22 protein-coding genes are annotated in these 25,640 nt (G+C 43.5%); 15 read left to right on the forward strand and 7 right to left on the reverse strand.

Annotated features, from left to right (window positions below; translation table 11 throughout):
- Nucleotides 1-510: 510 nt before the first annotated feature.
- The 4 genes from F905_RS14535 (at nucleotide 511) to F905_RS14550 (ending at nucleotide 3,729) form a co-directional block, all read left to right on the forward strand.
- On the forward strand, nucleotides 511-921 hold the full coding sequence (locus F905_RS14535) for a hypothetical protein (RefSeq protein WP_005182335.1): 411 nt from the start codon (nucleotides 511-513) through the stop codon (nucleotides 919-921).
- A gap of 2 nt (nucleotides 922-923) precedes the next feature.
- Entirely contained in the window at nucleotides 924-1,679 is a 756-nt protein-coding gene (locus F905_RS14540; RefSeq protein WP_005182336.1) for a putative type VI secretion system effector, read from the forward strand.
- Complete coding sequence (locus F905_RS14545; RefSeq protein WP_005182337.1) at nucleotides 1,679-2,452, forward strand: putative type VI secretion system effector; 774 nt, start codon at nucleotides 1,679-1,681, stop codon at nucleotides 2,450-2,452. Before F905_RS14540 ends, F905_RS14545 begins: the two co-directional genes overlap by 1 nt.
- Nucleotides 2,453-2,973: 521 nt before the next feature.
- Nucleotides 2,974-3,729, forward strand: a complete 756-nt coding sequence (locus F905_RS14550; RefSeq protein ID WP_005182338.1) for a putative type VI secretion system effector — start codon at nucleotides 2,974-2,976, stop codon at nucleotides 3,727-3,729.
- Between the two features lie 72 nt (nucleotides 3,730-3,801).
- On the opposite strand, the gene F905_RS14555 is transcribed toward F905_RS14550, so the two are convergent.
- From F905_RS14555 to F905_RS14585, 7 genes are all read right to left on the reverse strand, one after another.
- Nucleotides 3,802-5,220 (reverse strand): efflux transporter outer membrane subunit, encoded by a 1,419-nt coding sequence (locus tag F905_RS14555; protein WP_005182341.1) that lies wholly within the window; start codon nucleotides 5,218-5,220, stop codon nucleotides 3,802-3,804.
- A gap of 10 nt (nucleotides 5,221-5,230) precedes the next feature.
- Nucleotides 5,231-7,210 carry a MacB family efflux pump subunit gene (locus F905_RS14560; protein ID WP_005182346.1) on the reverse strand — a complete coding sequence of 660 codons (1,980 nt, stop codon included), beginning with the start codon at nucleotides 7,208-7,210 and terminating at the stop codon, nucleotides 5,231-5,233.
- A 2-nt stretch (nucleotides 7,211-7,212) separates the two neighbouring features.
- Entirely contained in the window at nucleotides 7,213-8,556 is a 1,344-nt protein-coding gene (locus F905_RS14565) for a MacA family efflux pump subunit (RefSeq protein ID WP_005182348.1), read from the reverse strand.
- Nucleotides 8,557-8,674: 118 nt separating this feature from the next.
- Complete coding sequence (gene holA / locus F905_RS14570) at nucleotides 8,675-9,664, reverse strand: DNA polymerase III subunit delta (RefSeq protein ID WP_005182351.1); 990 nt, start codon at nucleotides 9,662-9,664, stop codon at nucleotides 8,675-8,677.
- A complete protein-coding gene (gene lptE, locus F905_RS14575) occupies nucleotides 9,661-10,188 on the reverse strand; it encodes an LPS-assembly lipoprotein LptE (RefSeq protein ID WP_005182353.1) in 528 nt (175 codons plus the stop codon). The genes holA and lptE overlap by 4 nt, the downstream gene beginning before the upstream one ends.
- A gap of 196 nt (nucleotides 10,189-10,384) precedes the next feature.
- Nucleotides 10,385-13,006: a leucine--tRNA ligase gene (gene leuS, locus F905_RS14580; RefSeq protein ID WP_005182355.1), complete on the reverse strand. Its 2,622-nt coding sequence runs from the start codon at nucleotides 13,004-13,006 to the stop codon at nucleotides 10,385-10,387.
- A gap of 127 nt (nucleotides 13,007-13,133) precedes the next feature.
- Nucleotides 13,134-13,487 carry a DUF4124 domain-containing protein gene (locus F905_RS14585; protein ID WP_005182363.1) on the reverse strand — a complete coding sequence of 118 codons (354 nt, stop codon included), beginning with the start codon at nucleotides 13,485-13,487 and terminating at the stop codon, nucleotides 13,134-13,136.
- 707 nt (nucleotides 13,488-14,194) lie between these two features.
- Here F905_RS14585 and F905_RS14590 point away from each other — a divergent pair.
- The 11 genes from F905_RS14590 (at nucleotide 14,195) to ndk (ending at nucleotide 25,595) form a co-directional block, all read left to right on the forward strand.
- Nucleotides 14,195-15,922 (forward strand): acetolactate synthase 3 large subunit, encoded by a 1,728-nt coding sequence (locus F905_RS14590; RefSeq protein WP_005182368.1) that lies wholly within the window; start codon nucleotides 14,195-14,197, stop codon nucleotides 15,920-15,922.
- The gene (ilvN, locus tag F905_RS14595) at nucleotides 15,919-16,410 is read left to right on the forward strand and encodes an acetolactate synthase small subunit (RefSeq protein ID WP_005182370.1); all 492 of its coding nucleotides are present in this window, start codon (nucleotides 15,919-15,921) and stop codon (nucleotides 16,408-16,410) included. Before F905_RS14590 ends, ilvN begins: the two co-directional genes overlap by 4 nt.
- Before the next feature lie 104 nt (nucleotides 16,411-16,514).
- Nucleotides 16,515-17,531, forward strand: coding sequence for a ketol-acid reductoisomerase (gene ilvC / locus F905_RS14600; protein ID WP_005182373.1), 1,017 nt, complete (start codon nucleotides 16,515-16,517; stop codon nucleotides 17,529-17,531).
- Between the two features lie 1,143 nt (nucleotides 17,532-18,674).
- Nucleotides 18,675-19,196 carry a hypothetical protein gene (locus F905_RS14605; protein ID WP_005182374.1) on the forward strand — a complete coding sequence of 174 codons (522 nt, stop codon included), beginning with the start codon at nucleotides 18,675-18,677 and terminating at the stop codon, nucleotides 19,194-19,196.
- 69 nt (nucleotides 19,197-19,265) lie between these two features.
- On the forward strand, nucleotides 19,266-19,970 hold the full coding sequence (locus tag F905_RS14610; RefSeq protein ID WP_005182375.1) for a fimbrial biogenesis chaperone: 705 nt from the start codon (nucleotides 19,266-19,268) through the stop codon (nucleotides 19,968-19,970).
- A gap of 20 nt (nucleotides 19,971-19,990) precedes the next feature.
- Complete coding sequence (locus F905_RS14615) at nucleotides 19,991-22,291, forward strand: fimbria/pilus outer membrane usher protein (RefSeq protein ID WP_005182376.1); 2,301 nt, start codon at nucleotides 19,991-19,993, stop codon at nucleotides 22,289-22,291.
- A 14-nt stretch (nucleotides 22,292-22,305) separates the two neighbouring features.
- Complete coding sequence (locus tag F905_RS14620; RefSeq protein WP_005182377.1) at nucleotides 22,306-22,725, forward strand: hypothetical protein; 420 nt, start codon at nucleotides 22,306-22,308, stop codon at nucleotides 22,723-22,725.
- Nucleotides 22,726-22,892: 167 nt separating this feature from the next.
- The gene (locus F905_RS14625; RefSeq protein WP_005182378.1) at nucleotides 22,893-24,176 is read left to right on the forward strand and encodes a glycosyltransferase family 4 protein; all 1,284 of its coding nucleotides are present in this window, start codon (nucleotides 22,893-22,895) and stop codon (nucleotides 24,174-24,176) included.
- Nucleotides 24,177-24,208: 32 nt separating this feature from the next.
- Nucleotides 24,209-24,760, forward strand: a complete 552-nt coding sequence (locus F905_RS14630) for a phosphatase PAP2 family protein (RefSeq protein WP_005182381.1) — start codon at nucleotides 24,209-24,211, stop codon at nucleotides 24,758-24,760.
- 94 nt (nucleotides 24,761-24,854) lie between these two features.
- Nucleotides 24,855-25,055, forward strand: a complete 201-nt coding sequence (iscX, locus tag F905_RS14635) for a Fe-S cluster assembly protein IscX (protein WP_005182385.1) — start codon at nucleotides 24,855-24,857, stop codon at nucleotides 25,053-25,055.
- Between the two features lie 108 nt (nucleotides 25,056-25,163).
- A complete protein-coding gene (ndk, locus tag F905_RS14640) occupies nucleotides 25,164-25,595 on the forward strand; it encodes a nucleoside-diphosphate kinase (protein ID WP_005182388.1) in 432 nt (143 codons plus the stop codon).
- The last annotated feature ends 45 nt before the right edge of the window (nucleotides 25,596-25,640 follow it).

Genomic DNA, 25,640 nt, shown 5'->3' on the forward strand with positions numbered 1-25,640 from the left:
TGAAGCCTGTATTGTCGGCCAACTGATCATATAAGATTCTTAGTGTATATTTGGTTTCACGAGTTAGCCAATAAACTTTTGAACAATTCTGTTTTCCCCTTCTGTATATACTGTATCAATCAGCACTTACCTAAACCTTTTTATCAGTTCTCGTGTTTAACGAAAAGTTGATAGCTACTGATTTTTATTCCATTGATTTTCTGCTAAGTAGCGCAGTTTTTTTGCTGTAGTTTTTGCAAATTTCAGTTCAAAATACTGTTGAAATTTAAACACATAAAATAATTAAGTGTTTTATATCATTGTTTGGCTTTGTTGCACAAAGCTGTTCTTAAGGACTCCTTCGGCAATATAATTTCCAAATGAAGAAGCCTACACACAAAATCTACCGCACAACCAATTGGCCCGCATATGGCTTTGTTGCACAAAGATTTCATAACTATATGATTTTAAAATTTTTGATTATTTTTTGATCTAAAATTAAATTTATTTAAATCAGATGCTTACATATTTATGCAACAAAGCCATTATAAGAATATTAAAGAAACGAACTCTACGACAATAATACTCATTTCATATGTAAGACTTTTAACGAGTTTGGCTTTAACTGTAGGACAAGCTGGAGTATTCGCAAGCTCAGTTGCACCATATATCGGAAAGGGTGTATTAAATCGGACAGCAGTAAGATTTTCTTCAAATGTTATTGTTGCTGCTCTTGCTGGAGCACGTGTAGTAGCAGGTTTGACTGTGATTTCCGTTTTATTGGTGGCTTTAGAGTATGCTCTTAAAAATTATGTGCTGGATAATGCATTCGAGGATTGGTGCCAAAAAACACCGTTTAGGAAAGCAAATAGCCAAGAAACGCCCTTTAAAAATGAAGATGAAGAATATCAAGAGTTTGTAAAAGCAGTAGTGAGTGTTTGAGTATGTATGATTTGATGAAGTTTGAAGGCCGTATTGAAGCGTTAGAAATTCATAACGGCGTGCTAAATACTTTGGGAAATGCAGGGAATAGCTTAATTAAGTCCTCAGCAATTTTAAGTACGGTTGCTGGTAGTGTTTCCTTGGGTGCACAAACTGTTTTTTTAGCCACACAAAGCCGTTTACATATCCAAACTGTTGTGATGAAAATAGGAGGAAAAGTGTGTGTAGGTCAGTTTCATCGTGCCCTGTTTGAAGCAGGTGAATATGTCATTTGTATTGCTCGACAAATTGAACCGAATGTATATGAGTTATGTTCAGTATTAAGTCCAAGAACGGGTTTATTACATATGCAAGTGGGCATGGGGGCAGCCGATAAACCCGCATATCAATCGATGATAAAAGGAGGGCGGATTTGGTATGCAGCTACAATTATTGGGGTTAGTCTATTTATTATATTCATTGATGAATTTAATCAAGATATTTTTTTGATGTTATTAATAGTTAGTATTTTATTTTATTTTATTTTAATGTTTATTGTTAAAAATGCATTTAATTCATTACGACATTTGAATGAAAAATCAGAACAAGTTTTTGAGATGTACGGTTTCCAAAATCCAGAAAAGATGTATTTACTTACTGCTCGACATCAAGATGATAATGCAAAACTACTATTAGAGTCTGTTTATGAATATCGTAGAGCTGTTGAATATGATCCTTACCCTGAAAGTTATATCAAAGAAAAAGGAAAGAAAAAGTGATGTATTTATATGATTTGCTGAAGTTTGAAGGTCGTATTGAAGCATTAGAAATACATAATGGCGTGCTAAATACTTTGGGGGGAGCAGGAGATAACTTAATTAAGTCCTCAGCGATTTTAAGTACAGTTGCTGGTAGTGTTTCCTTGGGTGCACAAACGGTTTTTTTAGCTACGCAAAGCCGTTTACATATACAAACTGTGGTGATGAAAATAGGCGGCAAAGTGTGTGTAGGTCAGTTTCATCGTGCCCTGTTTGAGGCAGGTGAATATGTCATTTGTATTGCTCGACAAATTGAACCGAATGTATATGAGTTGTGTTCAGTACTTAGCCCAAAAACAGGTTTACTGCATATGCAAGTGGGCATGGGAGCAGCCGATAAACCAGCATACAAGTCAATGATGAAAGGGGGGAGAGTCTGGTATGCAATAAGTATAGTTGCTATGTTTTTACTATTTATATTTACTGGCGGCTTAACTCAGGAAATGTTTCTAATTTTGACAATAGTTAGTTTTATCTCTTATTTTATTTTTATGTTTATTGTTAAAAATGCGTTTAATTCATTACGGCATTTAAATGAAAAGTCAGAACAAGTTTTTGAGATGTACGGTTTTCAAAATCCTGAAAAGATTTATTTACTTACTGCTCGCCATCAAGATGATAATGCAAAATTAATTTTAGAGTCTGTTTATGAATATCGTAGAGCTGTTGAATATGATCCTTACCCTGAAAGTTATATCAAAGAAAAAGAAGAAAAAATTGATACATTTATATGATTTGATGAAGTTTTAAAGCCAGAGAAACTCTTGAGATTCATAATGAATGCTTTAGGTGCTGGACGCGATAGCCAATATTGTCGTCTGCTCTATTGGCTAGTATGGCAGAGAGTTTATTTGTATCTGTACAAACAATTTTTGTTGCATCTCAAAGTCGGCTTCACGAGCAATATGTGGTAGCAACGATTAACGATAAAGTGTGCGTAGCACAGTTTCATTGTGAGTTATTTGAAGAAAATGATTAAGTCATTTGTGTAGCTCGAGCTTTAGAGGGTAATTTATATGAACTTTACGCAGTATTCATTCCTAAATCTGGGCTTTTACATATACACGTGGCTTTGTTGCACAAAGATTTCATAACTATATGATTTTAAAAGTTTTGATTATTTTTTGATCCAAAATTAAATTTATTTAAATCAGATGCTTACATATTTATGCAACAAAGCCTCCTAGTGTTATGAAGTATAGAGATTATTTAATTGGTGATGACCCTTATCCTGAAGATTATTTTGAGAAGAAAAATGATAAAAATTGAAGGCAAGATTCAAAATCTTAAAGTAGAAGATTCTAAAATTTTGTCCATTGGTAATTTAGGTAAACAAGCTGCGAATACTGCGTTAATTGGTACATTGGTTGGAAGTACTTCTTTAATGAGTAATGCGCCAATTATGGCGTTAGCTGCAAAAGGTAGAGATGGAAAGACTTTTAGAGGTGAGATTAACGGAATTCGCGTTGTTGGTCAGTTCACTGGTGTAAAGTTTAAAAATAATACACCTCTAATTATGGTGATTAGTGAAGAACAAGAGGACGGATACCATTTTGTATATGCAGTTCTAGATCCTAAAAAAGGTTTGTTACATATGCCATATGAGATGGGAAGATCTAAAAAGAAGACTTATTTATCTTTGTTTAAAACTGCCATTATAATGTCAGTAGTTTTTTGTATTTTATTTAGTTTTATTGTTATTCTCCAATATTTTAATATTGAAGGTATATCTGCCGATAGGTTTAAATTTAATTTGATAATTTCTAACTCAATGGCTTTTCTTTTTTCTTTCCTATTTTTGGTTTTCTATTTATTTGGTAAAAATAATTTGAGAGATATAGCACAAGTTTCAGAAAACGTATTTGAAAAATTGAATTTTTCAGATGTAAAAGAACAGGATTTTTATAATTCAGGGCTTTGGGACAGTGAAGGGATATACCCAAGTGTTATGTTATATAGAAAAAATCTAATAGGTACTGATCCCTATCCTGAAGATTATTTTGATAAGTAATTAAAATAAATTTTTTTATTGATCTTTAATTATATAAAAAAAGCCCTTACGGGCTTTTTTTATTCCATAAATTTAAGGCAATTGCTGAATCGGGCTTCCACCCAGCGCCTGCAATAAAGTTACATAAGCATTGTATTGGCTCTGACGGGTTTGTACCAAAGACAAACGGGCATTACGCGTGGTTTCCTGTGCATCTAACAGATTTTTTAACGCCACTGCGCCGTTACGATAACGGACTTCAGTCAACCGTTCAGACTTTTCCGCCAGTTCAACATTACGTGCCTGCAAGGCAAGCTGTTTATCCAGCTCATTACGTGCCGATAATGCATTTTCCACATCTGCAAAGGCGGCATATAGGGTCTTGCGATACTCTAAAATCGCTTTTTCATATTCCAGTTCGTTGACCTGTAAATCACGTTTCATGTCATTCCATTGTAAAAATGGCAGACTTAATCCAGCACCCAAGGTCAAGGCCGGATTTTGCAATGCACTGCTTAGTGAGGTAGAGGCACCCACACCCGTTGATAGCGCACCAGTTAAACTAATCGATGGATAATAGCTGGCCCGATTGGCATCTTTATTGGCCAGAGCTTTGCGCAGGCGCAACTCAGCGGCCTGCAAGTCCGGACGACGCGCTAATAATTCTGCCGGCAAACCGGCACTAATCTCCGGCAGCGCCGTGCGTGGTAAACGCGGCGGTTCCTGAATATTCAGCTGCTGTACCGGCATGTTTAATAAAACCGCCAAGGCCGTCCGGGTTTCTACACGCTGCTGCTCAATCTGGCTTAAGGTCGATTTCTGGTTTTGTACCGACTGTTCTGCCTGGGTTACATCCAGACCCGATACCGCGCCAGCCCGATACTGTACCCGCACCAGTTCATAGGTTTTTTGTGCGGTCGCCAGGTTTTGCTGGACCACCTGATAACGTTCATTTAAATAGCCCAGCTGCCAATACAGCTCTGCTGCTGTACCAATCAAACTCTGTGCTGTGGCCTGTAAATCCTGCTCGGTGGCTAAGGCTTCCCAGCGCGCAGCTTCGGTCTGGTTGGCCAGTTTGCCAAATAAATCCAGTTCATAACTCAAGCGTGGATAGCCCAGAGAAATTCCGGTCGAGGCATTACCATCGCCATCCAGACTAAAACGGTGCCCGGTTGAAATGCTGGCATCTCCAATCCGGATCCCTTGCTGGCTTTGAGACTGTCCCGCCTGTAGACGAGCCTGTTGCAGGTTAATCCCCGCAACTGCCAGATCGCTATTGCGCGTCAAGGTTTGTTCAACCAGGGCATTCAGCTGGGCATCCTTAAACAGCGTCCACCACTGATCGGCCTGAACCTGGGCATGCACCTGCTGGCTAACCGCTTTACTGTTCTGGAAACTGCCCGGAATAGTCACAGCGGGTGCCTGATATGGGGTTTTCACCACCGCCGCACAGCCGACCAGGCTGCTGCTCAATAGCAAGGCGGTTGCAAGCTTACTGAAATTCAATTGCATGAAAGTATCCTTATTCTCGAGACAGGGCATCGACGGGGTTTAAACGGGCAGCGTTACGGGCAGGAATAAAGCCAAACACAATCCCGATCAGGCTGGAACAGATAAAGGCCGCCACAATGGAGGTGGTCGAGTAGGCCATTTGGAAAGTCCCGCCGGCGAACTGGGTAATCAGTTGTCCAATCCCTAAAGATAAGAGCACCCCGAGAATACCACCTAAAATACAGACCAGTACGGCTTCAATCAGGAACTGCTGCAAGATGTCACTTTGTCGGGCACCCACCGCCATACGAACGCCGATTTCCTGCGTCCGCTCTGTAACCGATACCAGCATGATGTTCATCACCCCGATACCACCCACCACCAGAGAAATCACGGCAATGGCTGAAATTAGCAGGGTCATCGTCGCAGTGGTCTGCTGGATGGTTTCCCGAATACTGTCGGCATTCTGGGTAAAGACATCCTGCGCACCGTGGCGTTGGACCAGCAGGCTTAAAATTGCATTTTCTGCGGCGGCACTTGGATATTCATCTTTAATCCGGACAATGATGCTGCGCACATGCGATTGCCCCAGCATCCGGCTTAAAACGGTGGAGTAGGGCAGATAGACATTCAGGCTATCCGCATTACCGCCCATGCCTTGCTGGGCATCGACCACCCCAATGATCCGACTGGGTACGCTCCCCAGTAAAATCACCTGACCTACCGGGTTAGAGCCGTCACTAAAGAAAGTCTTTTGGGTGTTGGTATCAATCACCACGTCTTGGGCTTGAGTGCGGACACTGCTCCGGTCAAAAGGTTGACCGCTGTTAAAATCCAGACCACGTACATAGAAGAAGTCTTCACTCACACCATTCACGGTGGTCGAGGCTTCAATTTCCTTAAAGCGTCCGGTCACGCTGGTATTCACCGACGGGCTGACCCCATCGACATAGGGCTGTTCCGCCAGCGCATCGGCATCTGCGGGAATCAGGGTCCTGACCTGAGAGGAACGTGAATTGTCCCCGAAGCCCCGGCCCTGATACACGGTGATGGTATTGGTACCCAGACTGCTGATGTTTTCCAGAATCTGTTTTTGTGAACCATTGCCGAGTGCCACCACCGAAACAACCGAGGCAATTCCGATAATAATCCCGAGCATGGTCAGAAAGGTTCGCATCCGGTGTGCATTCATGGCCAGTAAGGCCATACGGAAAGCTTCTCCCAGACGGTCCACCGCAGAACGCCAAGACGAAATTTTCTTTTGTGTATTGCGTTGCAGTTGCTGTTTTTCTAGGGGCGCATCTTCAGTTTCTGGCGTATTCGGCTGATCGGAAATAATATTCCCGTCACTGATTTCAATAATCCGGCTGGCACTTTTGGCGACATTGTGGTCATGGGTGACCAGAATAATAGTATGACCCTGGGCATTCAGCTCGCGCAGAATCCGCATCACCTCGATGCCGCTATTTTTGTCCAGTGCACCGGTTGGTTCATCGGCCAGAATCACATCGCCGCCATTCATTAGCGCACGCGCAATCGAAACACGCTGTTGCTGACCACCAGAAAGCTGGCTTGGACGGTTCTGGGTTTTCTCGCCCAGACCCAAATCGGTCAGCAGTTTTTCTGCACGCTGATGACGTTCATCGGCATCGGCACCGGCATAAATCGCCGGGACTTCAACGTTTCCCGCTGCGGTTAAATCGCCCAGCAGATGGTAGCGCTGGAAAATAAAACCAAAATATTCACGGCGTAACTGCGCCAGTTCATCGGGTTCCAGTTCACGGGTTTCACGGCCATTGACGCGGTAGCTGCCCGAGGTCGGTTTATCCAGACAGCCTAAAATATTCATCAGAGTCGATTTACCCGAACCGGACTGACCGACAATCGCGACCAGTTCGCCGGGGTAAATCGCCAGATCGACACCCTTGAGAATCTGCACCGTTGATTCACCTGCCGGGAATTCACGAGTCAGATTCTTGACCTCGAGTAGAGGTTGCTGTTGTTGACTCATGCTTACATTCTCATTGGGCCGGAAGGACCACCACGGTTGCTACGTTTGGCGCCATCGTTTGAAGTATCTGAACCATCGGCAATAATGACCTGATCACCTTCTTTCAAACCTTTGATGATTTCAACGCTAACCCGGTTATTTAAGCCAGTCAGGACCTGTTGCGGTTTGGCGCTGCCATCGGCCTGTAAGACACGTACCATTGCCAGTGCAGCTTTGCCTTGATCAATCAGGGCACGTTCCTGTTCGGTCAGGGTTAAGCGCGCAGGACGGTCACCGGCCGGGCGTTGACCACGAGCTTCAGATGCACCGCGTTCAGCCGGCGCCTGATCTGCACCCGGGGCACGGCTACGCTGTGGACGGTTAGAGGCCTGAATGGCTGCCGCTGGAATCATCAGGACATTTTTCGCTTCATCCAGCACAATTGACACCTGTGCGGTCATGTCAATACGCAACTTGCCATCTTCATTCGGAACATCAAACAGGGCGTTGTAATACACCGCAGAGCTTGAAGTGGATGAACTGTTATTGGTCTCGGTATTGATTGAATTTGGTGCCGGTTCAACCTGACGCAAGGTGGCGTAGTGTTTTTTCTCACTGTTGCCCAAGGTGGTGAAGTACACACGCTGGCCTTCTTCCACTTTCATAACGTCGGCTTCAGAAATCTCCGATTTTACGGTCATGGTGTCGAGCTTGGCCAGTTTGACAATAGTCGGCGCACTCTGGTTGGCGTTTACAGTCTGACCTTCTTCCGTAACAATCGCCACGACCGTACCATCCATGGGTGCAACAATACGGGTATAGCCTAAATCTTCACGTGTGGTGGCTAAGGTTAAGCGGGACTGTTCAATCTGGGCATTAATGGCAGCAATATCGGCCTGTGCGGTTTTGTAGCTGGCCAGTGCGGCTTCCAGTTCTGCACGTGAGGTCGCATCCTGGTCATACATGGCCTGTTGTCGGCGATATTCAGCTTCGACTTTGGCAAGATTGGCCTGACGCACCGCCAGTTGGGCCTGCTGGTTTTTAATGCTGGCTTCTGCGGTTTTTAATTCGTTTTCCTGACGTACCGAATCAATCTGGGCAATCAGCTGGCCCTGTTTGACCTGATCGCCGAGTTCGACATACATTTTTCTGACCTGTCCCGACACCTGGGCGCCGACACTGACCATTTTGGTGGCTTCAAGGACACCGGTGGCCAGTACTGAATTTTCAATATCGCCACGACTGACGGCAGCGGTAATGTACTGTGGCTGTTCCTGTTTAGGTTTTAAAAAGAACCAGGCTGCAGCAATAAGTGCCACAATGGCCAGCGCAGCAAGCGCGAGTTTGGTTGGTTTTATTTTAGGCATGATCATCGAAACAGGTAAAAAGAATTAAACGGAATTATAAAAGCGAATTAAGGATAAATCGTGAATATTTTGAAGACATTGCAAATGATAATTATTCTATGCAGGTCTGAATATCCTGTTAAACGGCAAATAAAGGCCGACCACAGAGACTGGCAATGGCTTGCTGCACCAGCTGTTCCGGGTTGTCCTGACTGACGCCTTTAATGGCCGCATCAATATTTAATAACAGCGCTGGCCAGCTTAAAAACGTCTGTGGCGATAAACGGCGTACCGCCTGCTGATAAGTGCTGACCTTATTTTTCCAGATGCCCAGTTGTAAGGCATTCTGCGGTTGTTCGAATAGTTGCATCAGAAGCCGCATTTCCTTGCTGATACTCCATAAGATCAGGCTCATCGGCTCGCCAGAGGCAGTCAGATACTGAAAAATCTTGATAGATTGAGCCAGATTTCCGGCTAAAAGGGCATCGCTTAAATCATAAGTGGTATAGCGCGACTGGTCTTGCAGGCAGGCATATAAATGCTCAATCTGAATCTGTTCAAGGTCCGGAAATGTATCGCGCACCCGCATCAGGCTATTTTTGGCCGCCAGCAAGTTGTGTTCATGATGCTGTTCCAGCCATTGCCAGGCATCATTGGCCAGTTGAATCCCCAGTTTTTGTGCTTCAACTGCTAAAATCTGCTGACGATCGCGTGGGTAATTTGCTGTTAAGGCGACGCAAACGCCATTGGCCTCCACCGTCTGGAAAAAGCTTGACTTGAGGCTGCTGGCATCCTGCTTGGGCATGACCACCAGCAGCAGGTTATTGCTGTCTTGTTGTAAATAGCTTTTCAGCAGTTTTAAGCTGCTGGCATCGGGCTTGATGTTGCCATGCACTTCAACTGCCAGTTGGGTGGAAAATAAAGACAGGCTGTTTAAGGCATTAAAGACATTTTTCCAGTCACTGACGCTGCTAATGTCATAGCGCTGACGTTCAATGTCCTGCTTCTGCCAGCTTTGGCGAAAAGCATCAATCAGGTTTTGTTCTAGTAGTGGTTCCTGACCATGCAGCACCCAGGCTCCCCGGGCATCATCAATCCGTTTCAGGGCCTGTAAGTAATCCAGTTTCATGGTGCAGCAGTTTGGCTGGTCGATGCGGCAGGTAAGCGGTTTGATGAAATCTGACGTACGATTTGCTGGGCCACGTCATCAATGATCACATCACGCAGGAATTTCTGTTCCTGATCATCGGTGTTCACTGTTGCGACATCATATTGATAGCTTCGGGTGGCGACTACGGTACGCGGTTCAGTCACCGGATTGCCTTGCGCATCTTCAATACGGAAAGTCACATTTAAACGCAGCATGGTTTCGACCAGCTTGCCATTTAATTCCAGACGGCGCGGGCTATAGTCGAGTACCCGCAGCAGATAGGCATCATTGCTATTGCTGAGCTGGACACCGGCGGCACCCAAATAAATCGACAGTTTTTCCTGTAATTCTTCCGCTTGGGCAGGCAGCGCCAGACGCATTTTCGAATAGGCCACCGGGGCGACGGTTGGGTTGGTGCCTTTCAGATGAAAACCACAACCGACCAGGCTAGTAGCTAAACCGCATGTAAGTACAATAGCTGCGACACGTTTGCCCAAATGCATGTGTTGTCCTCTGTGTTGGCCTGAATCAAGCGAAAAATAAAATGAGATTTTGATTGTATGTGCAAAGCCCGTTGACTGGCAACGGGCTTTGTGTTTTTTAAGCCTCCCTTTCTTGCGCTTCGATCTAAAGCGGTGCTTTATCTCTTGCTCAGGGAGGCTTTTCCCCTCTTTTTTAAAGAGGGGGTAGGGGAGATTCTTAAACCACCAAATTCACTAACTTATTCGGTACTACAATTTCTTTCTTGGTTGGGCCAGTCAAGAATTGTTGCACTTCAGGCAATGCTTTCGCTTGTGCCAAAATGTCATCTTTCGATGCATCGACAGACACTTCTAATTTGCCGCGAAGTTTACCGTTCACCTGAACCACGATGGTTTGGGTATTACGTGTTAACGCAGATTCATCCACAGTCGGGAATTGAGCAGATGTTAACTCGATCCCAAACTGCGCCAATAAAGTCTGGCTTAAGTGTGGTGCAAATGGTGCCAGTAAAGTCAGAAGTGTGGTGATGGATTCACGAGCCACAGCCACGTCATTGTCATCTTTCGCTTCAAACTTGTTGTTTGCATTTAGAAGCTCCATCATCGCTGCAATGGCAGTGTTAAATGCATGACGACGTTCGATGTCATCACCCACTTTTTGGATGGTTTCATGGGTTTTACGACGTAAGTCTTGCGCTGCTGTAGAAAGCGCAGCTTTGTCGATGTTTGATGCATTGTTGCCTTGTTCAAGGAAACCAGTTGCCAAACGCCATACACGTTTCAGGAAGCGGTTTGCACCTTCAACACCAGCATCAGACCATTCAAGAGATTGATCAGGTGGTGCAGCGAACATCATGAATACACGAGCCGTATCTGCGCCGTATTGGTCAATAATCGCTTGCGGGTCGATCCCGTTATTTTTCGATTTCGACATTTTTTCTTGGCCGCCAACAATGACGTCTTGACCATCACCTTTGTATTTCGCAGACGTGATACGACCTTTTTCGTCTTTTTCAAGTTCGATGTCGGCAGGGTTGAACCAAGTTTTCTTACCTGATTCAGACTCGCGGTAATAAGTATCGGCAAGTACCATACCTTGTGTTAACAAGTTGGTGAATGGTTCGTTGCCTTGTACCACGCCTTCGTCACGCATCAATTTGTGGAAGAAACGTGCATATAACAAGTGCAGAATCGCGTGTTCCACACCACCGATGTATTGGTTCACAGGCAACCAGGTTTGACCCGCTTCAGGTTTCACCATGCCATCTGTAAAGTCTGGAGAAGCATAACGTGCATAGTACCAAGAAGATTCTACGAAGGTATCCAATGTATCTGTTTCACGACGTGCGTCGCCACCACAGCATGGACATTTGGTTTCGTAGAACTCAGGCATTTTATTGAGTGGGTTACCTGAACCATCAGGCACAACATTAGTCGGAAGTACAACCGGAAGTTGATCTTCAGGCACTGGCACTTGACCACAAGTGTCACAGTTAATCATTGGAATTGGACAACCCCAGTAACGCTGACGAGAAACACCCCAGTCACGTAAACGGAATTGAACTTTGACATTGGCAAGGCCTTGTGGTTCAAGTTTTGCCAAGAATGCATCGAAAGCACCTTGGAAGTCTAAACCGTCAAATTCACCTGAATTGACCAATTTACCTTCTTTAGAGCCGTACCATTCTTGCCACTGAGTTGCATCAAAGTCTGCATCATCAGCGCCTTTGGCATCAATCACTTGCTTAATCGTTAAGCCGTATTTGTTGGCAAATTCGAAGTCACGTTCATCGTGTGAAGGCACTGCCATCACCGCACCTGAACCGTAAGACATGAGTACGTAGTTCGCGATCCAAACCGGAACTTCTTCACCTGTCACAGGGTGTTTTACAGAAAGACCTGTTGCCATGCCTTTCTTCTCAGCAGTCGCAAGATCAGCTTCTGCAACTGAACCCATACGGCATTCTTCGATAAATGCAGCAAGTTCAGGGTTGTTTTCAGCTGCTTTAAGCGCCATTGGGTGCTCTGCTGCAACTGCAACATACGTCACGCCCATTAAGGTGTCAGCACGCGTTGTGAAGACTGTTAAACCATCTGCATACACGTCAGGATTTGCTGAAGGGAAGGTAATGTCCATACCCTGTGAGCGACCAATCCAGTTACGTTGCATGGTTAATACTTGTTGTGGCCAACCGTCTTTCAGCGTGTCTAGGTCGTCCAGTAATTCTTGCGCATAGTCAGTAATGCGGAAGTAGTACATTGGAATATCACGTTTTTCAACCAATGCACCTGAACGCCAGCCACGACCATTTTCAACCTGTTCGTTGGCAAGTACTGTTTGGTCGACTGGGTCCCAGTTCACCGTTGAAAGTTTACGGTAGATCAGACCTTTTTTATAAAGCTGAACAAATAACCATTGTTCCCAGCGATAGTATTCTGGTGTACAGGTTGCAAATTCACGATCCCAGTCAATCGATAGACCAAGTTTTTTCAACTGATTACGCATGTAATCAATGTTTTCAAAAGTCCATTTTGCTGGTGCAACCTGGTGTGCAATCGCTGCGTTTTCAGCAGGTAGACCGAAGGCATCCCAACCCATCGGTTGCAGTACAGTTTCGCCTTTTAAGCGGTGGAAACGGCTGATCACGTCACCAATCGTATAGTTACGCACATGACCCATATGCAGTTTGCCACTTGGGTAAGGGAACATCGAGAGGATATAACGACGTGGACCTTCTACAGTGTCGGCAACTTTAAAGGCTTTACGAGTTTCCCAGTCGCTTTGGACTTGAGGTTCAATCGCACTGGCTTGATATTCAGGGTCAATATGAGTAGTCATAAACGGATTAATGAATTACGGTTAAAAGTTTGTTGCACAGCATAGCGCAAAATGCAGCGAAAAGTGAATTTTGCGCGGCGGTTTCTGCTGGAAAAATTTAACTGATCGGGCCAGAGCAAGCAGAAACTTAAAAAACTTGCGGATTGGCACGTTCCTGTTGGGCTTGCTGCAGGGCAGCATTGGCTTCACGTTGCTGTGAATCCATCTCGGGAGCGGTTGCTGGCGTGTTCGCTGTCTGTGCTGTGGTTGGACTGTGCGTATTATTCGCTGCCGCCGTTTGCGCTGAAGTCGTTGGGGCAGAGTTGCGCCAGCCGTAAGTATCGACTTTGCCGTGTTTCTTGGCATTTTTCGGTGGCGGGGTGGTGGTGTAATGGGTTGAACCATTGGCATCGACCCATTTGTAGTACTGTTTGGCCATCACATTGGCGCTGGCCAGTGCGACTACTGAACATAATCCCCAAGTTAAAATAGAGCGATTCATCTTGTTATCCTCATGCTGTATTCAGCTGATCAATCTGCGCGTTTATCTTAGCAATAATTGGCGCCAAAGTTGATGAATTTTTAGGCTGGAAGATGAAAAATAACAGCATGAATCTGCGCCTGAATATCCTCGGCTGTTGTATCTGAAATAACCATTTTACTGCTGCAGAATGATCCATTTTGATGGGTGAATTATAAATAAACGATTTTTTATTTAATAAAATTCATTCATTTTTTTTATGTATTTTATATTTAAAATTTATGTGAAATAAAGGCAAACACATGAAATATCATGTTTTATAACGGAAATTTAAATTTTTCTATGTAATGCTTGAAAACCAGATGTGTTTAAAAAACAGGCACACAGCCAAGTTTAGGAAAAAAGCCAATTTTTAAACTTGACTTTAGGGGACGAAACTACAAAAATGCTGTCTTTAGTTTTATATGCCTTAGATCGATCACCCTTCGAATAAGTGTCATGTCATGCAATGGGCAACTTCTCTAGCCGAGAAGCTGAACAAAGCTGTGAAACGTGTTTATCCCAACATGTTTTTAGATCTCATATTGCTCAATCAGCAATCAGATCACAAATTTTTCCTATTGCGATGAAAACTATGAAATATGTGTGCTATAACAGTGCAACAATGAATTAATGAAACGCTGCAAATGCCTCCCATTTCGCAGTGATTAAGATTAGGGTGAATCACGTTGGAACTTTTATCTGGTGGTGAAATGCTCGTTCGTGCATTAGCGGACGAAGGCGTTGAACATGTATTTGGATACCCAGGCGGCGCCGTTTTACACATTTACGACGCGTTCTTTCAACAAGACAAAATCAATCATTACCTTGTGCGCCATGAACAGGCAGCAGGCCATATGGCTGATGCTTACTCGCGCGTAACCGGTAAGACCGGTGTGGTGCTGGTGACTTCAGGTCCAGGTGCAACCAACACCGTTACCCCAATTGCAACAGCCTATATGGACTCCATTCCAATGGTGATTCTGTCAGGTCAGGTTGCTTCTCATTTAATTGGTGAAGATGCGTTCCAGGAAACCGATATGGTGGGGATTTCCCGACCAATCGTAAAACACAGTTTCCAGGTGCGTCATGCCAGCGAAATTCCATCAATTATTAAAAAAGCATTCTATATCGCGTCATCTGGCCGTCCTGGTCCGGTTGTGGTTGATATTCCAAAAGATGCGACCAATCCGGCAGAAAAATTTGCCTACGAATATCCTGAAAAAGTGAAGATGCGTTCGTATCAACCACCACATCGTGGTCACTCAGGTCAAATCCGTAAAGCGATTGATGAACTGATTCATGCCAAACGTCCAGTGATTTATTCAGGCGGTGGTGTGGTGCAGGGCAATGCCGCAGCACAGTTAACTGAGTTGGCGCATATTCTGGGTTATCCTGTGACCAATACCTTAATGGGCTTGGGCGCATTCCCGGGTGATGATCCGCAATTCATCGGCATGCTCGGTATGCACGGTACCTATGAAGCCAACATGGCCATGCACAATGCAGACGTGATTCTGTGTGTCGGCGCGCGTTTCGATGACCGTGTCACCAACAATCCGGCAAAATTCTGTCCGAATGCTAAAGTCATTCATATTGATATTGACCCGGCAACAATTTCTAAAACCATCATGGCGCACATTCCAATTGTGGGCGCAGTTGAACCTGTACTCCAGGAGATGCTGGTACAGCTGAAACAGATGAATGTGTCGAAGCCAAATCCTGAAGCGATTGCAGCATGGTGGGAGCAGATCAATGAATGGCGTAAAGTTCATGGTTTGAAATATGAAAAGCCAACTGATGGCACCATGAAGCCACAACAGGTGGTGGAAGCTTTAGATAAAGTGACTAATGGTGAGGCCATTATTACTTCTGACGTTGGTCAGCATCAGATGTTTGGTGCGCTTTACTACAAATACAAGCGCCCACGTCAATGGATCAACTCGGGTGGCTTGGGCACCATGGGTGTAGGCTTACCTTATGCAATGGCTGCGAAACTGGCGTATCCAGACCAGCAGGTGGTGTGTATTACTGGTGAAGCATCCATCCAGATGTGTATTCAGGAACTGTCGACCTGTAAGCAATACGGTTTGAACGTGAAAATTCTGTGCCTGAACAACCGTGCCTTGGGTATGGTAAAACAGTGGCAAGATATGAACTATGAAGGTCGTCACTCAAGCTCATATGTAGAGTCTTTACCTGACTTTGCCAAGCTGATGGAAGCGTATGGTCACGTGGGAATCCAGATTGACCATGCCGATGAGCTTGAATCGAAGTTGGCTGAGGCCATGGCCATCAATGATAAATGCGTATTTATTAACGTGATGGTTGACCGTACTGAACACGTTTATCCGATGCAGATTGCCGGTCATTCCATGAAAGATATGTGGTTAGGAAAAGGGGAGCGTACAGAATGAGACACATTATTTCCGTTCTCGTTGAAAACGAAGCTGGTGCGCTTTCTCGTTTAGTGGGCTTGTTCTCTCAACGTGGTTATAACATTGAGACGCTGAACGTAGCACCGACTGAAGACCCAACACTTTCACGTCTGACTTTGACCACGTATGGTGATGACCACAAAATTGAGCAGATTACCAAGCAGCTGAATAAGCTGGTTGAAGTGGTCAAAGTGGTAGATTTGTCTGAAGGCGCGCATATTGAGCGTGAACTGATGCTGATTAAAGTCAAGGCACTGGGTTCAGCACGTGATGAAATCAAGCGTACTGCCGATATTTTCCGTGGTCAGGTGGTCGATGTGACACCAACGACCTATACCATTCAAATTGCTGGTACCACAGAAAAGCTCGATGGCTTTATTGATGCGTTGGCTGAGAACACCATTCTGGAAGTGGTGCGTTCAGGCGTATCGGGTATCGCACGTGGCGAAAAAGTTTTAACTATTTAATTTAACAACGAATTCATCTCTCCCGGCTGGGAGAGGCGCTAGCAAGCTGAATAAAGAAATTGCCCTAGCGGACAGGAATCAAAAGCATTTAAGCGGAGACAGCAATGCAAATTTTTTACGATAAAGACTGCGACTTATCTATCATCCAATCTAAGAAAGTAGCGATCATTGGTTACGGTTCACAAGGTCACGCGCACGCGCTTAACCTTAAAGATTCTGGCGTTGACGTAACTGTTGGTTTACGTGCTGGTTCAGCTTCTTGGAAAAAAGCTGAAAATTCAGGTCTTAAAGTTGCTGAAGTTCCTGCTGCAGTTGCACAAGCTGACGTGGTGATGATCTTGACTCCAGACGAGTTCCAAGCGCAACTTTATCGTGACGTGATCGAGCCAAACATCAAGCAAGGCGCGACTTTAGCATTTGCTCACGGTTTCTCTGTTCTTTATAACCAAGTTGTTCCACGTGCTGACCTTGACGTAATCATGGTTGCACCTAAAGCACCTGGTCACACTGTACGTTCTGAATACCAACGTGGTTCAGGTGTTCCTGATCTTATCGCGATTCACCAAGATGCTTCTGGTAACGCACGTAACCTTGCACTTTCTTACGCTTCAGGCGTAGGTGGTGGCCGTACAGGTATCATCGAAACTTCTTTCCGTGAAGAAACTGAAACTGACCTGTTCGGTGAGCAAGCGGTTCTTTGTGGTGGTGCCGTTGAACTGGTTAAAATGGGCTTCGAAACTCTGGTTGAAGCGGGTTATGCGCCTGAAATGGCTTACTTCGAATGTCTACACGAACTTAAATTGATCGTTGACTTAATGTTCGAAGGCGGTATCGCGGACATGAACTACTCTGTATCAAACAACGCTGAATACGGCGAATACGTAACAGGTACTGAAGTCATCAACGAACAGTCTCGTGAAGCAATGCGTAATGCGCTTAAACGTATTCAATCTGGTGAATACGCGAAGATGTTCATCCAGGAAGGTGCGTTGAACTACCCATCTATGACTGCTCGTCGTCGTCAAAACGCTGCTCACGGTATCGAAGTGACTGGTGCTAAATTGCGTGCCATGATGCCTTGGATTCAAGCAAACAAAATCGTTGATAAAGAAAAGAACTAAGTTCTAATTTCTGAGCCAAAAAGCCCTTGTGTTTCACAGGGGCTTTTTTATGTCATTTAAAAATAGAGCTTACTGAGTTAAGTTAACTTCCGTGCCTTAAAGAAAAGAAAGCAGTGCTTTTCTTTCTTTGCACTTCACTCAGAACAGTGTTCTGAGCTTGCTCATACCTTGGATTCAAGCAAACAAAATCGTAGACAAAGAAAAGAACTAATTTCTCGAATCATTTGATTTGAACGCGAAGACCCACTCACTAGAGTGGTTTTTTTACATTTAATATTGTGTGCCTTGCTTCATTCAAAGGAGTGCTTTTCTTCCTTGTACTTCATACAAAACACTGTTTTTTACTTCTTACGCTTCACTTAAAGTGCTGCTTTGACGTCGCTGCCAGATCATCTGCCCCAAAAATAACTACTGTACTGAGTGAGATGGCTAATCACGCTGGGTCACTAAATTGGCTGAAAAATACTTTTATTTAGAAGAATTATTTTTTACTCAGATTAAAAGTCGAGTGAAAAATGAATAAATGCAAAAAAAGTAAAAAATGAATCAGGAATAAAACAGATTGGGCTGCTTTGGTTTTTTCTGATGGGGTTTATGTATTTTATTATTTCTCCCTAACAGTTTATTGAATAAGGCTATCCCTATTACTAAGTATTTTATATTTAAAATAACAATCAAATAATCTGTTTAAATTGTCAGGCTTCTTAAGAATATGTGAAATTTCAACTAATTTTTGGTGGAAAATTCTAATATTTCGAGGAAAACTAAAAAAAAATGTAATAAATGTAAAGGAATGTTTATTAAGGGTATTTAATATTTTTTATAAAAAACATCTATTTGTTTTTATCTTAAAAAACTAGGTAGAAAAAAAATCCCTAAAAATAGTGACCCAAGTAGCAAGGAGAATTTGGGTCACCAAAAAAAGAGAATTAGTCCAAAAACAGTCGATTAAAAAAGAAAAATAATTTTAAAAAATAAACACTTAGTCTTGTGTGAAAAATCCCGTATAGATGGTTTTTTCTGTGGAATACCTACAATAAAAGGACTTGCTCAGGATCGGGTTTTAATCAGTCTAAAGACATTCTGGTTTGGGTGAGTGATTAGAAAAAAGGTTCTTATATTAAAGTTATGGAGAAACACGACATGTCTACATTAATTAAAACAGCTATGGCGGTATTATTTGCAGGTACTTGCTCATCAGCAATTTATGCAACAGAAGCTGAAACAGCTGGTAAACCAGGCGGTAAACATAACTGGAATAGCTGTACAACTTTAGGTTGTGAAAAAGATATTCCAATTAAACTAGAAGTTCCAAAAAAATGTGAAATTAAAGGCGGATCAGCAATTGAGTTGAGCAAAGCCGGTGGTACCAAAACATCTAACTATACAGTAAGAAGTAATACTCACTATGTATTAAATATTACAACTGCAAACAATGGTACCAATGCAAGTACATATGTTAAGCATGAAGATGATGGCACAGTACGTATTCCAACTACAATCACAACAACAAAAACAGGTGGTGGTGCGATTGCTTGGGGTAGCAGTAACCATGCTGGTCTAGCAGATGATGTCTATACTGTTTCGGTTACTAACTCGGCAGTAGCTCCATTCCAGCGTGCAGGTACATATTCAGACACTTATAAAATCAAAGTGTTCTACTAATTTAGTGTTTCGCCTAACTTGGTCTTCGGACCAAGTTAGGCTTTTTCGTTATAAAAGCTGGGGAATAATATGAAAAAAATAATAGCCTTTTTAGTTTCATCGCTGTGTTATGTATCTGCAAGTTATGCAGGTGTTTCTATTGATCCGGTTCAGATGTATATCAACAGTCAGGCTAAACAAAGAACCACAACGCTTACTTTAGAATCTACAGATGAAACTGAAGCAAAAATTTTTGAAATTAAAGCCTTTAAATGGACGCAACAAGGCAATGGTGAGAATGTTTTGGTACCAGATGACACCCTTATTTTAAATCCCAAAAACTTTATTCTGCAGCCGAATGGTAAACAGACTATCCGTGTTGGTTTTAATCGTCCTTTAGAGTCGGTACTCACCGGTAATCAGGAGGGTGCATGGCGCATTCTGGTGGAAGAAATTCCACAGGCCGTGAAAGAAACCTCAGTTAACTTTCTGCTCAGCTTTAACCTGCCTTTATTTGTCGGTAAGCAGGAAGATACGAACGTTAAATTTAATATTGAGAATAACCGGCTGGTTGCACAAAATCAGGCCAATTCGCATGTTCAGATTAATAATTTGAAGATTGTTGATGCCAATAAGAAGGAAGTGTTTAAGGCCGATACTATGGCTTACTTATTGGCCAAAATGAATTACAGCTATGAGTTAAATGGAACCAAGATTGCAGATCCAAAAAAGTATACTGTCCAATTTTTTACGGATAAGAACGATAACATGGTGGAGCTTAAATTCTCGGACTAGCGGTATAAGGGGAATTTGCGATGAATATAAAAAATCGGTGGTTTATTGTTGTTCATATTTTATTTAGCTTCGCAGCGAATGCGAATGAAAATCCGGTAGAAGAAAGTCTTGCCAATCTGTGGATTAATGAACTTGATCATCATACTGATATTATTTTAATCACAGAAGGGCAGCATTATTATATGGGTTGTGATGTGCTGTCCGAACGGCAAATTCAAGTGCAGAAGTTAAAGAAACATCAGCAGCGTGCGGATTTCTGTCTGGTCAGTGAAGGCGATATTCAAGCGGTTTTTGATAGTTCATCGCAGTCCATTAAATTAACCATCCCCACTCACTATTTTCAATCCGATTTAAACGTTTTTAACCAGAAAGTGATTCCTGAAAAAGCCAGTTTTGGTGGCTTTATGAATTATGACTGGGTCTATGCCAACAGCGATTCAAATGAAGCTTATAGTGGTCTGGCCGAGTTGGGGATCTTTAAAGATTACTGGATTCTCAAGAATTCGGTGCTGTATCAGAATACCTCTGTCGAGGAGCAGGTGGTACGTTTAAATAGCAGTTTTGATCTGGAATTTCCGGAAAGCATGACCCGTCTAACCCTGGGCGACACCACAACAACCTATAACCCGTTAATTAACTCTTTGCGTTTTGCCGGTTTAAACTGGGGAACCAACTACACCGAGCGACCAAGTTTTGTCTATTGGAATATTCCAACCTTACAGGGTAGCGCGCGTATTCCATCTACTGTTGAGCTGTTTATTAACGGGGTGAGTATTTATAGCCAGAAAGTCAGCCCGGGTGATTACATGCTGGAAACAGGGGCGCAAATTCAGCAGGCGGGTGATGCACAAATTGTAGTTGAAGATGTTTTAGGTAATCGCAGTGTGCAAACTTTTCCGGTGCTGGTCACTAACCGTTTATTACGTGATGGCCTGGATGAATATAATATTGCCTTAGGTAAGCTGCGTTATAACTACAATCTGGACAGTAGCGATTATCGGGATTTCTTTGTTAATGGCTTTTACCGCAGGGGGCTGTCTAACGCAACCACTTTGGGAACCAACCTGTCGTATAGTGAAGATATTCAGAATGCGGGGGTTATGTGGACTCAGGCCATTAGTAATATTTTAATTGTAGACAGTGTGGTCATGGCCTCGCATGATGACCGGAATCAGATGAACTATTCCTATGGTTTATCCGCCAGCAAAGATTTCGGGAATTTTTCACTGGGTGCCAGTTCCAAGTATACCGAACGGGATTTTAAATTTTTAGGCGATGATCTGGACAATGTTTCGAATTATCCAAAATTTGAAAATCTGGTGTATTTAGGGCTGACCAATGTGCCTTATGTGCACAATATTAATCTGAACTATGCTGAACAGAAATACTATGATCATCCTGAATTTGAACAGCAGAACCAGCGGGTGATCAATGTCGGATTTAACCGAAATTTTGGACGCCAATTTGCTGTTGGGCTCAGTTATTTCAATGCCTTTGGCGATCGTAAAGATTCTGGCGGGATATTATCTCTTAGTTATAATTTTGATAATGATAAATCCGTCTATTTTAGTCAGTCTGCAGACCAGAACACCAACCTGCAGCTGGTAAAAAGTGACTCGAGTCAGGTCGGCTTTGACTATGCTGTCGGTGTGAATCATCGCAATGATGACACACTTTATAATGTAAATGGCCTGCTGAAAACCAAGGTGGGTGATCTAGATTTTTACCATGTTCAGGGCAAGGAAACGCGTGACTCGCAACTGGCTTATCGTGGTGCTGTTGTCCGGTTGGGTAATCAGCTAAGTTTTACCAAAATTGTTGAACATGCTTTTGGTTTGGTCAAAGTCGGGGATTATCAAGATATTGATATTCTACGCTCACTGGTTTATGTCGATAAAACCAACAAAGACGGCTATGCCTTTGTGCATGACATTATTCCTTATGTGAAATACGACATTGCCTTTGATGAAAATCAGTTACCTATCGAAGATAAAATTCTTTATTCAAGTAAACAAATTACCGCGTTAAACCAGCGCGGCTACAAAATCAATTTCCCGGTTTTCCATGCTAAACAGGTTCGTATCCGGCCGGTAGATGTCCAAAATCGCAGTTTTGTACCGGGATCAGAGCTGCATATTAACAATGAAGGTGGCGAGGTTTATCCGATTGGTTCGGATGGAACGGTCACTTTATATGGCTTGATTCCAGGGAATTATAGTGTCCGGATTAAAACTCGAGAGGCGCAAACCTGTAGCGCTGTATTACAGGTTTCAGCTCAGGCACAAGATATAACTGTACCGGTTGAACTTGTGTGTAAATAAAAGGAGTAGGGGTGATGAAAGCGAGTGTACTGTTTTTAGTCTGTTGTATCAGCAGCAGTCTGTCTCTGGCACATGCGAGACAATGCCAAATTGAGCGTTTAACGGCAACCCAATTGAATTTGAATGCCTCTTATTTAAGTCAGGCTGCGACTTCCTTTTCGGTGAATTGTGATAGTCGTTATGCTATTAAATTTAATAGCCGAAATCTGGTGAATAGTACAGGCAGCAGTTATCTGGTGAATGAGAAGAATTATAAGCTCAGAACCCAGATGAATATTAGTGGTGCCAGCTCTTCACGCTGGAATGTTCCGCTTAGTCAGGCCCCTACTGGTCAAGATAAATTTGTGGTGTTGGTTCAATTAATGGAACGTCCAACGGCAAGAACACCTGCCGGTGTATACCGGGACAGTCTATATATTAATTTGATGTTTTAATTATGCTTTAAATATTGGAAATATCGAATATTTTTCCAAGCCTTTAACTAGGCGGGTGCAATACCACGAGTTTGATACAAGTATGAAATTAATTTCATGAATTTATCATAAAACTGCAAACTGTAAGGATTATGCTGGGCAGACAACAACAACAGAGGAATACGCGGATGTCAGCGTCTTCACGCACACTGGTATTAAAGTCGCCTAATATTCCTGAGAATTTTAAATTTTATTTTAAACAGGAAAAACAAAAAAACGCGATTAATGAAGTCATTGAAATTGAAGAGCTGGTGCGACCTCGTTTAAGAATTGCGTTAGTGACAGAAACCTGGCCGCCAGAAATTAATGGTGTGGCCAATTCATTATTACAACTATGCAAAGGATTGCAAAAACTGGGACATAAAATTCTACTGATTCGTCCTGAACAAAAACAACCTTGTACCGATTTTAGTCCCAACAAAGAATGTCTGGTCAAGGCGCAGTCTATTCCGAAATATGGTCATCTGCAGTTTGGCTGGCCACAGCTGTATAAACTCTCTACCGCCATGGATGAGTTTGAGCCAGATATCGTGCATGTGGTGACCGAAGGGCCGCTGGGTCTGGCTGCGTTACAGGTAGCAAAATCCAAGCAGATTCCGGTATCTAGCGGTTTCCACTCTGCTTTTCAGGACTTTAGCCGCTTTTTTGATCTGGCTTTTCTGGTCAAACCGATCCAGCGTTATCTGTGCTGGTTCCATAACAATACGCAACTGACCTGTGTACCCAGTACCGATACCGAGCAGTCTTTACGCCAGTTTGGTGTGGAAGGCCCACTGGTGGTCGTTGGTCGTGGGGTCGACGTCGACGGGTTCTCACCGCAACATCGTTCAGAAGCCTTACGTTTACGTTGGGGCGCCGATGAACAGACTCGGGTGCTGATTTATGTGGGCCGGGTGTCGCCAGAAAAAGAAGTGAATGTGGTGATTGATGCCTATCGGGCCATGCAGTCCATTGCCAAATATCCAACCAAGCTGGTGGTAGTAGGCGATGGTCCGGACCTGAAACGTCTGGAAGGGCTGAACACCGATGGCGAAGTCATTTTTATGGGCAGCTTAAGCGGACAAAAACTGGCTGAAGCTTATGCTAGTGCCGATGTGTTTGTCTTTGCCAGTCAGGTAGAAACCTTTGGCAATGTGGTGCTTGAAGCCATGGCCAGCGGCTTGCCAGTCGTGGCGTATGACTATGCTTGTGCCAATTTGCATGTCAAGCAAGATGAAACCGGCTGGCTTAGTCCACTGGGTGATGTCGCCGGAATTATGCGTTCGATTTATCAGTTACCGAGCGCAAAAGTATTAAGACAGATGGGTAAAAAAGCCCGTGAATCTACCCAGCATATCGGCTGGCAATATCCGATCCAACAATTTGAACAGGCACTTTATCGGGTGGTGCAGGAGTCGCATATGACGACCTAGATTTTAAGCTCAAGCTTAAAGGAGAGCATAGAATGAAACTTAAAAATGCAAAAATAAGAATACTTGATCTCGACTTGAAGGGCTGTTTGTATCTCAATCATTTTTCCCACTCCGAACGGGTGGCTTATTTCTTTAAAGTGGTGAGCCGCTTAGGCGACGGTTTATTCTGGTATGTCATGTTGGCCACAGTCTGGTTATGGCAGGGTCTGCTGTATGGATTACAGATTATCTACTTGCTGTTAGGTGGATCGGTCGGTACGGGCATCTATAAACTGCTTAAAAGCAAAACGGTGCGTCCCCGTCCTTATCAGGTACATCAGGTGATTCGCTTGGGCGAGCGTCCGCTTGATCACTTTAGTTTTCCTTCCGGTCACACTTTGCACGCGGTCATGATTACCACAGTGCTGGGCTATATTCAGCCGCTACTGCTGGTGTTGATGTTACCTTTTACCATTCTGGTGGCGCTGTCGCGTATGGTGCTGGGGCTGCATTATCCCAGTGATGTGGCGGTCGGTGCACTAATTGGCGGTCTGGTGGCCAGCGGCATTATTTCGGCTGCGCCGTATCTGGAAATTGCGCTATAGCCCATTCACCGGCGGTACGGCCTATCAAAGCTGGTACAGCATTTGCAAAATTTGCTAAAGTAGTGCATCACACTAAATTGCCTTAGGAATAGACATGGGTTTACGTTGGACAGATAGCATCGATATCGCCATTGAACTGTATGAAGCACATCCAGATGTCGATCCGCAATGGATCCGTTTTACTGACCTGCATGCCTGGGTTTGTGCACTTCCAGATTTTGAAGATGATCCGACCAAGTCAACCGAAGGTCTGTTAGAAGCCATTCAAATGGCATGGATTGACGAAGCACGTTAACAGCGACCTCAAAAAACCGATTTTTTTACAGATTAAACGCAGAAAAAAGCCCATTTTTCGGTATAATGCGGCAAAATTTCTGTCAACTTTGACTTTAAGGAGCCAATCATGGCTATCGAACGTACATTATCTATCGTTAAACCAGACGCAGTTGCTAAAAACGTAATCGGCGAAATCTTCGCACGTTTTGAAAAAGCGGGTCTTAAAATCGTTGCAACTAAAATGAAACACTTGACTCAAGCTGAAGCTGAAGGCTTCTACGCTGAGCACAAAGAACGTGGTTTCTTCGCTGACTTAGTTGCGTTCATGACTTCTGGTCCAGTTGTTGTTTCAGTTCTTGAAGGTGAAAACGCAGTTCTTGCTCACCGTGAAATCCTGGGCGCAACTAACCCTAAAGAAGCGGCTCCTGGCACTATCCGTGCAGACTTCGCTGTAAGCATCGACGAAAACGCTGCTCACGGTTCTGACTCTGTAGCATCTGCTGACCGTGAAGTTAACTACTTCTTCGCTCAAACTGAGATTGCTCCACGTACTCGTTAATACGCAGTATTCAAACCAGATAAGTGTTATTATACTTATCTGGTT

It is taken from the genome of Acinetobacter sp. CIP 53.82, assembly GCF_000369465.1.
GTDB lineage: Bacteria > Pseudomonadota > Gammaproteobacteria > Pseudomonadales > Moraxellaceae > Acinetobacter > Acinetobacter indicus.

Excerpts from the sequence above, each read along its gene's own strand:
- F905_RS14535 (WP_005182335.1), top strand. The coding sequence starts at position 511 with ATGCAACAAAGCCATTATAAGAATATTAAAGAAACGAACTCTACGACA.
- F905_RS14540 (WP_005182336.1), top strand. The coding sequence starts at position 924 with ATGTATGATTTGATGAAGTTTGAAGGCCGTATTGAAGCGTTAGAAATT.
- F905_RS14545 (WP_005182337.1), top strand. The coding sequence starts at position 1,679 with ATGTATTTATATGATTTGCTGAAGTTTGAAGGTCGTATTGAAGCATTA.
- F905_RS14550 (WP_005182338.1), top strand. The coding sequence starts at position 2,974 with ATGATAAAAATTGAAGGCAAGATTCAAAATCTTAAAGTAGAAGATTCT.
- F905_RS14555 (WP_005182341.1), bottom strand. The coding sequence starts at position 5,220 with ATGCAATTGAATTTCAGTAAGCTTGCAACCGCCTTGCTATTGAGCAGC.
- F905_RS14560 (WP_005182346.1), bottom strand. The coding sequence starts at position 7,210 with ATGAGTCAACAACAGCAACCTCTACTCGAGGTCAAGAATCTGACTCGT.
- F905_RS14565 (WP_005182348.1), bottom strand. The coding sequence starts at position 8,556 with ATGCCTAAAATAAAACCAACCAAACTCGCGCTTGCTGCGCTGGCCATT.
- holA (WP_005182351.1), bottom strand. The coding sequence starts at position 9,664 with ATGAAACTGGATTACTTACAGGCCCTGAAACGGATTGATGATGCCCGG.
- lptE (WP_005182353.1), bottom strand. The coding sequence starts at position 10,188 with ATGCATTTGGGCAAACGTGTCGCAGCTATTGTACTTACATGCGGTTTA.
- leuS (WP_005182355.1), bottom strand. The coding sequence starts at position 13,006 with ATGACTACTCATATTGACCCTGAATATCAAGCCAGTGCGATTGAACCT.
- F905_RS14585 (WP_005182363.1), bottom strand. The coding sequence starts at position 13,487 with ATGAATCGCTCTATTTTAACTTGGGGATTATGTTCAGTAGTCGCACTG.
- ilvN (WP_005182370.1), top strand. The coding sequence starts at position 15,919 with ATGAGACACATTATTTCCGTTCTCGTTGAAAACGAAGCTGGTGCGCTT.
- ilvC (WP_005182373.1), top strand. The coding sequence starts at position 16,515 with ATGCAAATTTTTTACGATAAAGACTGCGACTTATCTATCATCCAATCT.
- F905_RS14605 (WP_005182374.1), top strand. The coding sequence starts at position 18,675 with ATGTCTACATTAATTAAAACAGCTATGGCGGTATTATTTGCAGGTACT.
- F905_RS14610 (WP_005182375.1), top strand. The coding sequence starts at position 19,266 with ATGAAAAAAATAATAGCCTTTTTAGTTTCATCGCTGTGTTATGTATCT.
- F905_RS14615 (WP_005182376.1), top strand. The coding sequence starts at position 19,991 with ATGAATATAAAAAATCGGTGGTTTATTGTTGTTCATATTTTATTTAGC.
- F905_RS14620 (WP_005182377.1), top strand. The coding sequence starts at position 22,306 with ATGAAAGCGAGTGTACTGTTTTTAGTCTGTTGTATCAGCAGCAGTCTG.
- F905_RS14625 (WP_005182378.1), top strand. The coding sequence starts at position 22,893 with ATGTCAGCGTCTTCACGCACACTGGTATTAAAGTCGCCTAATATTCCT.
- F905_RS14630 (WP_005182381.1), top strand. The coding sequence starts at position 24,209 with ATGAAACTTAAAAATGCAAAAATAAGAATACTTGATCTCGACTTGAAG.
- iscX (WP_005182385.1), top strand. The coding sequence starts at position 24,855 with ATGGGTTTACGTTGGACAGATAGCATCGATATCGCCATTGAACTGTAT.
- ndk (WP_005182388.1), top strand. The coding sequence starts at position 25,164 with ATGGCTATCGAACGTACATTATCTATCGTTAAACCAGACGCAGTTGCT.